Here is a 13439-nt window from a genome sequence, read left to right on the forward strand (position 1 = left end):
TCTTTTCTCAAAATTTCAAAGTTAAATAATAATATGATATAATTATATCAGGTGATAACATGAAAATATTGGAAATAAAAAATACTCAGAAAGGTATTTTTATTAAGAGAGTTAACAGATATTTAGCTAAAATTCTAATAAATGATAAAATAGAAGATGTTCATATTCATGATCCTGGCAGATTAAAAGAACTTCTTTATAAAAATAACAATGTTTTAGTTAAAAAGGTAGATAGCAATACAAGAAAAACAAAATATGATTTAATTGCTGCAAAAAAATCTAAGGAATTTGTTTTGGTAAATTCAATGTATCATAGATATATTGCTGAAAATATATTAAGAAAAAAATATAAAAATTTAAAACCAGAAATCAAATATAATAATAGCCGAATAGATTTTTTAGCAAATGAAAAAATATGGATAGAGATAAAAGGATGCACTTTATCTGAAAATAATATTGCTAAGTTTCCTGATGCACCTACAAAACGCGGATTAAAACATTTAAACGAACTAATAGAACTTAAAGAAAAAGGTTATGAAAGTCATATTTATTTTTTAGTTTTTTCAAAAGCAGTATATTTTTCACCTAATTATGAAACGGATCCAGAATTTTCAAAAAAATTATTCGAAGCATATAATAAAGGTATAAAAATATTTCCACTTTTATTTTCTTTCAAAAATAATTTGATTATTTTTGAAAGAAAACTTGATATACTAATGGAAAAGGTGTGAAAAATGTCTAATTATGATATTTTTTTTAAAAACTTAGAATATGATTATATAAAAATAATAGAATATTTGAAACAATTTAAAAATAATGAGAATTTGCTTATTAAGAAAGCAAAGAAAATTATTAGCGTAAAAGAAAATATAATACCTGAAATTAAGTTAATTAGTGATATATGCACAATTTCAAATAATGAAGTAATAAAATATGCTATTATAATTTCTGCTTTAGATAATGTATACGATAATCTAAAAAAAAATTATAATAATAAAGATATAAATAAATTAATTCGGTTATTATTATATATAGAAAATTATGTTTATAACGAATTTAATAATAAACTTTATATAGATAAACTTTTAAAAAAGGTTTATCATATATCAAATAAATTACAGAAAATTATTTCAAAGTAGAAAAATGGAATTTCTCCCAATTTTTGCTATTGAAAACAGTATATACTAAATACAAAAAATGTTTTTAAAAAATTTTTTGTTAATAAATTATAAACCAGGGTTTCCCCTGGTTTGTTTTATTTCATAAATGGATAAGTATAATTTGTTGGTGGATTAAAGTTTTCTTTAATTGATCTGGCGGATGTCCATCGCAAAAGATTGAGATAACTGCCTGCTTTATCATTTGTTCCGGAACCTCTTGAACCTCCAAATGGCTGCTGGTCAACAACAGCACCTGTAGGTTTATCATTTATATAAAAATTACCCGCAGCATGTACCAATATTCTTTCAGCCATTTGAATTGCTTTTCTATCCTGTGCAAAAATAGAACCTGTTAAACCATAGGGTGATGTTTTATCACAAAGTTTTAAAATATCTTCATATTTATCATCATCATATATATATACTGTCAATACAGGTCCAAATATTTCTTCTTCCATTGTTTTGAAGTGCGGATCATCTGTTAAAACAATTGTAGGATCTATAAAATAACCAATAGAATCATCATATTTTCCACCAACTAATATTTCTGCATTTTCCCGCGCATATTCAATATAACCAGTTATTTTTTTGAATGCTGCTTTATCAATTACTGCATTAACAAAATTTGAAAAATCTGTTGGGGAACCCATTTTTAAATTCATCGTAGTTTCTATTAACTCATCTTTTATGTCATCCCAAACACTTTTTGAAATATATGCCCTTGAAGCTGCTGAACATTTTTGTCCTTGATATTCAAAAGCACCTCTTATCAATGCAGTTATCAATGCTTTTCTATTTGCGGTATGATGAGCGATTACAAAATCTTTTCCTCCAGTTTCCCCTACAATTCTTGGATACGATTTGTAGTTTCTAATATTCTTGCCTATCATTTCCCACATTGAATTAAATGTATTAACAGATCCTGTGAAATGTACTCCTCCAAAATTTGGATTTGAAAAGATTATTTCTCCAACTTTAGCACCTGGGCCTGGAATAAAATTAATAACTCCATCTGGTAAACCGGCTTCTTGTAATAATTTCATTATGTAATAGGCAGTATAAACTGCAGATGAAGCAGGTTTCCATAATACAACATTACCCATTATTGCAGGTGCTGTTGGTAAATTCCCAGAAATTGACGCAAAATTAAATGGCGGAACTGCAAAAATAAATCCATCTAAAGCTCTATATTCCATTCTATTAAGAATACCTTTGGAAGATTGGGGTTGTTCTGTATAAATTTTTGTTGCATAATATGAATTAAATCTGAAGAAATCAATCAATTCACACACTGCATCAATTTCTGCCTGGAAAACATTTTTCCCAAGATCCAACATTACTGCAGCATTCAATGTGTTTCTCCATGTGGTAGATAATAATTCAGCGGCTTTTAAAAATATTGAAATTCTATCAATATACGAATAACTTTCCCATTCTGCTTTTGCTTTTAATGCACTTTCAATAGCCATTTTTATTTCTTTTTCTCCAGCAATATGATAATGAGCTAATATATGCTTGTGATTATGAGGCATTATACATTTTCCTAAATTACCAGTTTTTATTTCCTTTCCTCCGATTATTAAAGGAATTTCAATTTCTTTTGAAGATAATTCTTTTAATTTTTCTTTTAATTCTTCCCTTTCTTTTGTTCCTGGCTCATAAGATAAAATAGGTTCATTTTTTGGTCTTTCCATAACAAAAATACTGTTAAACATTCCTCTATCCCTCCTTTTAAACTACTGATGGTTCAGTAATAATTTCATTACGTTCAAATCTACCAATATCAAGAATAACTTCCCATGTTAACTTATTACTCAAAATAATATCTTTCATTAAAATTCCCACCGCTGGTGCTAGCATAAATCCATGTCCGCTAAAACCTATTGCCATATAAAATCCTTCAATTTCTTTGCAATCACCAACTATTGGTTGATGATCAGGTGATATATTATAATAACCCGCCCATTGACGTACAACTCTTAAATTTTTTGTTGGTGGAAGTAGCCATGTTACTTTTTCAGCCATGCTTTCAAGAAACTGCCATGTGCTCTTAATGTTTTTTTCTACACTTTTTTCTGGCCCCTCACCCATCACAAATGAACCATTCGGTGTTTGCTGGCAGTATATATTGTAAGAAAAAGACATAACCATTGGTCCAAGTATTTCATTTACAGGTTCTGTAGCGAGTATTTCATGCCTCTCAGAATATACAGGTAAATCAACACCTACCATCTTACCTATTTCGCCAGACCAGCCTCCAGCTGCATTTACAACTTTTTCTGTTTCAATAAATCCTTTATCTGTATAAACACCTTTAATTCTTCCATTTTTTACATATATATCCTTTACTTCTACACCTTTATTAATTTCAACTCCTAATCTTTCTGCAGCTTGCGCATAAGCTATGGTTGTTAAAAACGGATTGGCATGTCCATCTTTGTCATGGAATGCAGCCCCAAGCAACTTTTCAGTATTCAAAAATGGAACTATCTCTTTAGCTTCTTGTGGAGTTAAAAGTTTTGAATTTATACCAAGAGAATTCTGTAACTTCACATTTTTCTTAAATTGATTCCACTCTTTTTCTGTATATGCTAAAAGCAAATATCCTTTTTGTTTAAATTCTATATTTATATCTGTTTCAAGTATATCATTTATATTTTCAAATATTTTCACACTTTCACGGGATAAAATACAGTTTTGTTTTGTCCCCCATTGTTGTCTAACTCCTGCCCCACATCTTCCCGTAGCTCCATATGCAAGGTATTTCTTTTCAAGTAAAACTACATCTTTCAAACCAGCTTTAGCAAGATTATATGCTATGGATACCCCTATTACTCCTCCGCCAATAATAACAACAGAAGCCTTATTTTTCATATTTCCCACCTACAATCTCTTTAAAGAAAATACCTCCAAATGGTGGTCTGTTATGTGGATTATAAACTTCTTCTATTGGTTTTCCAGTAAATTTAGAAATTTCTCTTGCAATAATTGGACCACAAGTTTTACCCTGACATGGCCCCATTCCAGCTCTTGAAACTCTTTTTATTTCTTCAACAGTAGTGAATCCTTGTTTTATTAAATCTTTAATTTCTCTAAGAGTAATATCTTCGCATCTACATACAATAATTTTGTCTTCATCCATTATCTCATCACCTCGATGTTTCTTACTTCCATAATCAATTCTTCTGGAACTTCTACTTCTACTATATTTGTTTTGTCTTTTAATTTTCTGATAGACAAAACCTTTCCATCTGCAATTTTTTCTCCTTTCCTATTTAATAAATCTACTTTTTCACCTTTTTCCGGTAATGGTAACATCTCATATGGCAAGAAAACAGACGATTTTTTCTTATCAACAACAAATATTGCCAAACCAGGACAAACACCTATACAGTTACCACATCCTGTACACAAATCATATTCCAATTTTGGTAGTCCATTTAAAGTATCCATTTTTATAGCATTCGTAGGACAACTTACTACACATGGATTACAAGGAATCTTTTGAAAACATTCTATTACAGCAAATTTTGCCTTTTCAGTATTTGAAACACTTTCTATTCTTTCTTTTTCTGGAATTCCATTTCTATGCAATTCGTCTAATTCTTCCTGCTCTTCAATTATAAAATCTACATTTAAATTTAACTTTTTTAAACCACTAACTATCTTTGTGGAAGTTTTTCGTAATTCAGCCAATCTATTTTTTATCTCATTTATCCTTTTGTCAAATTCACCGGTCAATTCATATGAAGCATACAAACCTGCAAGTTCTCCTTCGAGCATTGCAGCAGTAGCCTCTTCAATTCCAGCAACGTCACCAGCGACAAATATATTATCAATTGTTGTTTTTAAATTATCGTCTCTGACTGGAACAAATCCGCCAAGCTCAGGAATATACATCATCTCACAACCCATCTGATTTAAAATATCTCCTAAAGGACTTAATCCAGTTGCAAGGCATACAACATCACATTTTATCTCTTTTTTCTCATGTGTTTTTACATTTTCAATTATTGCACCTTCAACTTTCCTTCCTCCCAGTGCCTTTATTATCGTATATGATGTATATATAGGAATTCCTAACCTTCTAATTTTAGAAGCATGAACAAGATATCCACCAATTTTTTCTGAAATTTCAACTATTCCTTTAACCTTAACTCCAGCCTGTGTCAGTTGATACGAAACAATCAAACCAATATTTCCAGAACCAACCATCAATACTTCTTTTCCAGGCAAAATTCCATATACATTCATAAGTGTTTGGACCGCACCAGCTCCAAAAATTCCTGGTAAATCATTATTTTCAAATGGCAATGACCTCTCAAACGCACCTGTTGCAACAATTACTTTTTTGGGTTTTATCTTAAACATTCTTTCATCTTTTAATATCGTTACTACTCCATCTTCATAATATCCCATTACCATCGCCGACAACATTAAATCTATATTTTTATCGTTATTAATCTTTTCAATAAATTCTCTTACTATTTGAATACCCCTTGTTCCTGCGTATTCATCCTTTGAACCAAAAAATTTATGTGTTTGTTTAATCAATTGTCCCCCTAAAAATTCCTTTTCCTCTGCAAGTAATACTCTTAATCCCTTTCTACTTGCACTCAAGGCAGCATTTATCCCAGCTGGACCTCCCCCTATAACTAAAATATCATACTCTCTCAATTAAATCACCCTTTGGTTTTTGTTTTTTTACTACCATTCCTTCTTTTAATGGTGTAATACAAATTCTCGTATTTGGAACACCATCAACAACCATTAAACATGAAGAACAATGTCCTATTGCACAAAACAAACCTCTTGGTCTTTTTGTTTTCAAACCCTCTCTGTATTCCCAAATTCCTAAAGCGTGCAGCGCCGCAGCAATAGTATCTCCTTCATAACCATATAATTCCTGATCTTCAAAATAAAACTTAATTTTTTTTCTCCTTTTAAATTCTAAAATTGGATGCTCTTGAATTCTCAAATTATCCCCCCCTGTGAAAAAACTTTCATTAACATTATACAACAAAGCTTAATATATAAAAACTTTAAAATAAATTATCTTTACTTAGTATTACGAATTAATTAACCGTAACTTCTTATAACGTCATATTTTAAACTAAAAAAACAAATATTAATTATAGACCATCTAAAAAACAAAAATGCTCAAACTTTAATTCTTAACTTTCAAAAATGGAATATCACGATTTTATGATATAATAAATTTTTATGAAAACTTATTAAAATACTTTACAAAAGATGGAAAACTAAAAATAAACGAACTTATGAAGAAATACATAGAGTATATAAAAAACGTGGAGGACAGATGTTTAAAGGAAAAAATTATACGAAGGAGTATATCAATATAATCTTGATATATTTTTAAATACATATATGGAAGAATTAGAAAGTTACTTGACATTTGCATTCTATTTAGACTAAATATTTAAAATATTAAATCAATATTTTGTATTTCTTTTTCAGGAATGAAAAAAAATTCCTTGTTTATTCTATAAATACTAAGATCAAAGGTAATTTCTTCAGTTTTATTTTCAATATTTGTTTCAATTTTTATTTTTTTTAGTTTTTTATCTAATTCTACTATTTTTCCATAATAAAAGTTATATTCAAAATCTTTCCGAGCTTTTTTAAATATTATTACTGTTTCATCTATAGCCGCTTTTTTAGAAAACCAGGTTTCTAATATACTTTCTATTTTAACGAAAACTTCAGATATTTTTTCATATGCATAATATACTCTTCTCTCGTATTTTTCTACAAATTGACTACTTTCTTTTATAACTTCCCTTTCATAATTAAAAAAATCTATTAGCTTCCTCTTATAATCAACAGATTTTCTATGATTGTTATTTTTTAATCTTTCTAAACTTCTGTTTTTTTCAACAATAAAGTCATTCCTATCTATAGTTAATATATTAAATTCTTTATTTTTAGATAATAAATCTTTAAAGTTGATCATTAAAAAATTATTCTTTTCAAAATTTTTATCAATAAAAGACAAAAAATTGGAAAACGATATAGTTTCAGGTTCTATATAGAAAAATTCCAATAAAGCGTCAGATAATATTTTATTAAAACTTGGATAAAATTCTCTTGTTATACCATACTTACCTTTATATAATGGCGTAAATAATGATATGTTTGATTGAGAGTAATCTTTTTCAAATGCATTTTCAAATTGGTTTAAAATAAAATCTATATCATTTTTATAACACCATAGTATTAAATTTTCTCTTCTTTTAAACTTAGATATTTTATATAAAAATTTTAATTCTTTATTTTTGTGATAAAGTTCTTGAAAGAAGGTATGATACTCTAATTTACTTTTTCTTACTGGAATATATATTTTTATAATGTTTCGTGTTTCATTTATTGCGTCATTAAAACCAAAATAATACCAATAGTAATCTTCATTGTGCCATATTTTTGAATTTTTATTTTTGTATTTTTCAGTACTAATATATTCTATTGTTTTATTTTTTTCATTTACGCGATTAAGAGATTCATATATCATATTTGATAATTCATTTTTTTCAAAAATATATTTATTTTCAAGATATACGGTTTCATAAATATTCTTCATCTCATATTCAATTAAACTTTTTTGAACATTTATATCTATATTCATCTTATCCTCCTAATTATTAAAATTTTTCAAAATCTTCTTTTATTAATTTTTTAACATCATCAAATAATTCTATAGGTAAAAAAATCTTATCTGAATAAAATAAAGGTCTACTTCTTCTAAAATTTAAATATTTATCTCCAAACATATCTATATCATCTAAAATTATTTCTATATCAAATCTATCCATTTTATTTATATATCCTTCAAAATATTTTGATCCTCTATAATCTTTTTCAAAAACATATACTCTTTTTTTATAATTATTTTTATTTTGATCCAACCATTTTAATAAAATTTTTTCTATATCACTTATAAGTCTATTTATAAATTTTCTATTTTCTTTATGAAGTCTTTCAGCTTCTCTTTTCTGCTCTAAATATTCTTCATTTCTTTTATATTCAATATTTAATATATCTAAAATTATATTCTTTGTATCAAGATATTTTAAATTTTTAACTAATTTTGGTTCTTGAAAATCTGAAATTGGTATATTAAGAATATCTATATTTGCAAAATAAAAATAATCAAAAACTTTTTTTATATTGCTTTCAAAATAATTTTTATTTAAATATTTATAAAAATTATTAAAAGTTATTGGTTGAGTCCGACTTTCAAAAAACATAATAATTAATCTACTAAGCGCTCTGTAAAAACTATACGATGATATTATCGGATATTTCCCTTTATATAATGGAGAAAATACAGGAATATGTTTTAAAGTATAATCATTTAAAAATTTTTCTTCAAATTTTTCAAGGAAAAAGTCAATCTCAGATTTTTTTATAATTATATAAAAATCAAACATCGATACATTCCAAAAATCATTAAAACAATAATTTAACTTTATTTCCGAATATTTTTTTTTAAAATTTTTCATAAATTCATAATGTTTTTTACTTATTTTTCTAATGGGAATATATAGTTTCATAAAACTATCATCATATTTTTCTTTAGCATCACAATAGTTTATTTTCTCATCTTTTTCTATTTCATTTAATAATTTATAATATTCATAATAAATGATTTTATCATATATCTTTTTTGAAATTTCATCAAGAGATAGAATTTTATCAAATTTTTTATATATTACATATGATTCTTCAAGAAAAGCATCAATTAAAATTATTTGAAAATGTTTATCTATATAAAAATTCATTTTATCACTCCAATTCAATGAAAATCATAATATTCAAAACTTCCATTACTTTACTTTTTTCTTATAAAAACTATTATAATTTTCTATATATCTCATTTACAACACTTTTTAATATAAATATTCGAAAATTCCGGGATTTTTATTAAAATTTCGATGGACTTTCAAAATTTATAACTTTTTGTGCCATTTCCGTAAATGTTCCATCATGAGTTACAATAAATGCCTGTTCTATTTCATTTAACATATTTTTAAGATTTTCTGCAAGCATATTTCTTCTTTCTTCATCAAGATTTATGGTAGGTTCATCAAGTAAATAAATATTAGCTTTTGATAAAAAATTAGCAAGAGCTACTCTTATTGAAATCGCAACACTTACTTGCTCTCCACCGGATAATATACTAAAATTTCTTTCTCCTTTTATATCATCATGAATTTTCACCTGATAATTGTCTTCAGAATCCCAGATTATTTTTTCATTCTTTCCAGACATTTTTATATAGTTTTCAGTTGCTTTTATTGAGACTGTTTTGGTAAATTCTTCACTTACATAATTTCCCATTGTTTTTATTTTATCTCTAAACTCTTTCGTCAATTCTAATTTTTTTAAGTAAATTTTTATTTCGTTATCCAATTTTTCTTTTTCTTTTAAAATCGCATTTCTTTTTTCCAATGTTTTTCTCAAATTATTTAATTCATTTTCTAATTTTCCTATTTCAGTATTTAAATCAATTATTATTTTTTGTTTTTCTGAGATTTTTTCTTCTATTTTTTTTATTTCGCTATTTAATTTTCCTAAATTTTCATATTTTTCAATTCTTTTTTTGAGTTCTAATAATTTTTTAGTTTCACTTTCAATTTCACTATTTAGATTTTTCAATTTATTTTTCAGTATATTCAGTTTGTCTGCAATTTTTTTGTTGATTATATAATTATTGTAGAATGGTTCTAATTTTTCAATTTCACTTTTTAAATTTTTGATATCAACTTGTATTTTATTAATTTTATTTTCTAAATCCATATATTTACTTAATTTTTCATTATTTATTTTTATTTTAAGTTTTAATTCATCAATTGACTCAATATTTTTCTTTAAAAATTTTTCTAAATTTTCAAGCTTGTTTTCAGCTTCTTTCAATTGTTTTTCTAATTTAATTTTTTGTTTTTCCAAATTTTGTATTTCATTGATTAATACACTTTTTTCCTCTAAATACTTTTTGTAATTAATATCTATTTCGGTTGATTTTTTATTTATATCGCCATGTTTTTTCGCTAATACATTAAGCGCTTTTTCTATTTCAACTTTTTTATTTTTTATATCTTTCAATTCATCTAATTGTTTTAAAATCATTTGTTTATTCACTTCAATAGTTTTCAATTTTTCTTCAATTTCTTTTTTTTCACTTTCAATTGTATTTAGTTTTTTTAATTTATCTTCCAATATATCTTTCTTTTTTCTATACTCTATAAGCCTTATTTCAAAGTAATTAGTTCCACCTTCTTTTTCCTCAAGGTTTTTACATTTTTCATTTAGAATTGGGCATAATCCGCCAGATAATTGTTTTTTTGACTGCTCTGTATTTTCAATGTCCTTGTTTATATATAACAATTCTTCTTTTAACTTTTCTTTTTCCTGTATTTTTTTATCTAATTCATCCTTTTTTTTGTTCAACTCTTCAATTTTTAAAATATTTTCTTTTAAACGTTCTTTTAAATCATATTCTTCACCTATATGTTTATTATATTCTTCAATTTTTCTAATAAATTCTTTTTTCTGTTCTAATAATTGTAGATACAATTGTTTTTGATTTTCTAGTTTATTATATTCATCTAAAACCTTTTGAAATTTCTCTTTCTTTGAATCTATAGTACTTTTAATTTCATCATAGTCCTTGCTATACTCAACGATATATTGATTTAATTCTTTTATATTTTCTTGAATATTCTTGATTCTTTCTTCCAATGTGTTTAAATTATTCTTAAAAGAATATATATCCTTTTCTAATTGATTTTTTTCCTTTTCTTGATTTCTCAAGAAATTTTCTTTTTTTGTTTTTTCATCCAGAGTTTTTTTTATTTCAAGATATTTATAATAATTATCTTTTGATTCTTCGACTATTTTTTTTGCATTTTCCGATTCACTTATTTGCAAATTTAAACTTTCTTTCTGACTGTTATAACTTTCTAAATTATTTTCCAATAATTTAATCTGTTGTTCTAATGTTTTTAGTGCATCAATTTCTTGCTGTATTTCAATTTTTTTATTTTTAAGTAAGTCATATTCATTTTTATTTTTTTCTTCTTCTTTAATTTTTTCATTTAATAATTTTCTATTTTTTTCAATATCAATCTCTATATTTTCAAATTCTTTTAAACTACCGTTATAAACTTCTATTTTACTTTTTAGGTTTTCTATATTTTGATTATATCTTCTTTCGACTTCGTTTAAATCCTTAAAGATACTTTCATATACTTCTGTATCAAATATTTTATTAAAATACTTTTTCCTGTCAGAAGGATTTAATAAGAAAATATTTACTATATCATTTTGATATGCACTAATCACACCTTTAAATATTTCTTTTATATTTTTTCCTGTTATACCTGCTAATTCCCCAATTTTTTCAGGTACTCTTTTGTTTATATTTACTTTTCCATATTTATCTTTCAATAGATGTTTAGATTGATTTCCAATTTTTCTTTCTACAATATATTCAACACCATCATTTCCAACAAATTCAACAAATATTTCTGCAACTTTGCTACCTTTTTTTACAGCATCTTTTAATTGTCCATTTCGTGGTTCAACATTGAATAATACTATTCCTAAAGCCTCAAAAACCGAACTTTTTCCACTGCCGTTTTTTCCAAGTAAAAGATTAATTCCATCTTCAAATTCTAATTTTAAACTTTCATGATTTCTAAAGTTTTTTAATTCAATTTTTTTTATTTTCATTTATATCACCTTCAATAATAAAAGAACTCAAAAAATTATCAAACACATCAAATAATTCTTCACCTTTAATTCCTTCATGCTCCATACTCTTTAATTTATCTAAAAATTTAACTGTTTTTTTACTGTCAGCAGAAAATATATTATCCCAGCTCTCAACAACTTTACGTTCTATAGCATTTTTATCAGTAATTTCATAATATTCTTCGTTTGATTTTTCATAAACATGGTCAATCTGCACAACAGCTTTCAATGCTCCTTTTTCTTTTAGTAATTTTTCTATTTTTTCCGTATCTAATGAAAATTTTGAACTATTCTTTATTTTTAATATGATAATTTCTTCATCTTTTTCAAATTCCAATTCTTCAATAAATTTTTCTATTATTTCAAAGTTGTTATTGTATTCTATTTCACGTCTTAATATTTTTCTTTTTAGAGAATGATAAAATTCATATTCTTTTGTTTCTGTATCAAAAATAATAAAACCTTTTTTACCTTTTTCATTTAAATCCCAATATTCAGGGCAACCAGGAATAAAGAAAAAAGGATTATCTTTTGGATATGTTTTGAATGTATGAATGTGACCACCTGCTATATATAATACTTTGTCTTTTAAAATATCTATATTTTCAGAAGAAATACATCCTGGAAGAAATTCTCCTGCTAAAGCTGTATGTACCATAATTATATTTTTTTCATCAGGATTTAATTGATCATTTAAATCTAGTAGATATTTATCAATAAATGCACCTGGATAACCAAGTCCATAGAAATTTATATCCTTGATTTTAATTGGTTCAAAAATTATTTTTTCTTCATTAATAAAAATTTTTGGAACTTTTACAAGGTTTTTATTTTCAAGATAATTGATCCATGAATCATCTGAATTATATATTTTATCGTGGTTTCCTTCTATTATCAATGTAATAATATTATTGTTTTTTAATTTTTCCAAAATTTTTTCTGTTCTATATAATATATCAGGTAATAATGTGCTTTTATCAAATAAATCACCACTTATCAAAAATATGTCAACAGATAATTCTATAGCTTTATCCACTATATATTCAGCTGCATTAAAGTAATCTTCATATCTTTTGTTTGTATATTCACCTATTCCACCAACAGGTCTTCTGCCAAGATGCCAGTCAGATGTGTGTAATATTTTCATTTCATCACTTCCTTTTTAAAGCTTATAATAAGTATTTCTACCTTTTCCATATCTTTTAAGGTATCCTTTTTCCACATAGTCTTTTAAAATACTACGTGCTCTTCTTTCTCTTACATTCAAAATTTTTTCAACATCATTTTTTCCAATTAACAATGCACCACCAATAGTGAGAAAATGGTTTTTATTATATTCTTTTAAAATTTTTAGATTTAGCATTTTGTTTTCATTTAACTCTTTTCCTGTATAATTTTTAAAATCTTTTTTTATTGTTCCAAAATCAACATTTTCCTGTGGGTAATTAAATAAGATTTCTTCAAGTATATTCATATAAATCACCCATAGAGTATAGATTTGTAAAC

Annotated in this window: 12 protein-coding genes; 2 read left to right on the forward strand and 10 right to left on the reverse strand. The window is 25.5% G+C overall.

Translation table 11 applies throughout. The features are described 5' to 3' along the window. Positions 1-59: 59 nt before the first annotated feature. Positions 60-731 carry a DNA/RNA nuclease SfsA gene (gene sfsA / locus XO12_RS00780; RefSeq protein WP_047264825.1) on the forward strand — a complete coding sequence of 224 codons (672 nt, stop codon included), beginning with the start codon at positions 60-62 and terminating at the stop codon, positions 729-731. A gap of 3 nt (positions 732-734) precedes the next feature. Then, positions 735-1139 carry a hypothetical protein gene (locus tag XO12_RS00785; RefSeq protein ID WP_047264824.1) on the forward strand — a complete coding sequence of 135 codons (405 nt, stop codon included), beginning with the start codon at positions 735-737 and terminating at the stop codon, positions 1137-1139. Positions 1140-1255: 116 nt separating this feature from the next. Here the strand turns inward: XO12_RS00785 and pruA are convergent, their stop codons facing one another. From pruA to XO12_RS00835, 10 genes are all read right to left on the reverse strand, one after another. Continuing rightward, positions 1256-2875, reverse strand: a complete 1620-nt coding sequence (pruA, locus tag XO12_RS00790) for an L-glutamate gamma-semialdehyde dehydrogenase (RefSeq protein ID WP_047264823.1) — start codon at positions 2873-2875, stop codon at positions 1256-1258. A gap of 16 nt (positions 2876-2891) precedes the next feature. Beyond that, positions 2892-4034: an FAD-binding oxidoreductase gene (locus XO12_RS00795; protein ID WP_047264822.1), complete on the reverse strand. Its 1143-nt coding sequence runs from the start codon at positions 4032-4034 to the stop codon at positions 2892-2894. Continuing rightward, entirely contained in the window at positions 4024-4302 is a 279-nt protein-coding gene (locus XO12_RS00800; protein WP_047264821.1) for a (2Fe-2S)-binding protein, read from the reverse strand. The genes XO12_RS00795 and XO12_RS00800 overlap by 11 nt, the downstream gene beginning before the upstream one ends. Beyond that, positions 4302-5837 (reverse strand): FAD-dependent oxidoreductase, encoded by a 1536-nt coding sequence (locus XO12_RS00805; RefSeq protein ID WP_047264820.1) that lies wholly within the window; start codon positions 5835-5837, stop codon positions 4302-4304. Before XO12_RS00805 ends, XO12_RS00800 begins: the two co-directional genes overlap by 1 nt. Further along, positions 5824-6138 (reverse strand): (2Fe-2S)-binding protein, encoded by a 315-nt coding sequence (locus XO12_RS00810; RefSeq protein ID WP_047264819.1) that lies wholly within the window; start codon positions 6136-6138, stop codon positions 5824-5826. The genes XO12_RS00805 and XO12_RS00810 overlap by 14 nt, the downstream gene beginning before the upstream one ends. Positions 6139-6600: 462 nt before the next feature. After that, the gene (locus tag XO12_RS00815) at positions 6601-7803 is read right to left on the reverse strand and encodes a hypothetical protein (RefSeq protein WP_047264818.1); all 1203 of its coding nucleotides are present in this window, start codon (positions 7801-7803) and stop codon (positions 6601-6603) included. 16 nt (positions 7804-7819) lie between these two features. Beyond that, positions 7820-8959, reverse strand: coding sequence for a hypothetical protein (locus tag XO12_RS00820; protein WP_047264817.1), 1140 nt, complete (start codon positions 8957-8959; stop codon positions 7820-7822). A gap of 142 nt (positions 8960-9101) precedes the next feature. Beyond that, positions 9102-11912: an AAA family ATPase gene (locus XO12_RS00825; RefSeq protein WP_175419528.1), complete on the reverse strand. Its 2811-nt coding sequence runs from the start codon at positions 11910-11912 to the stop codon at positions 9102-9104. Beyond that, the gene (locus XO12_RS00830) at positions 11893-13080 is read right to left on the reverse strand and encodes an exonuclease SbcCD subunit D (protein ID WP_047264815.1); all 1188 of its coding nucleotides are present in this window, start codon (positions 13078-13080) and stop codon (positions 11893-11895) included. The genes XO12_RS00825 and XO12_RS00830 overlap by 20 nt, the downstream gene beginning before the upstream one ends. A gap of 15 nt (positions 13081-13095) precedes the next feature. Then, positions 13096-13407 (reverse strand): hypothetical protein, encoded by a 312-nt coding sequence (locus XO12_RS00835; RefSeq protein ID WP_047264814.1) that lies wholly within the window; start codon positions 13405-13407, stop codon positions 13096-13098. Positions 13408-13439: the final 32 nt, after the last annotated feature.

This window comes from Marinitoga sp. 1154 (genome assembly GCF_013363285.1).
In the GTDB taxonomy this organism is placed as follows: Bacteria; Thermotogota; Thermotogae; order Petrotogales; family Petrotogaceae; genus Marinitoga.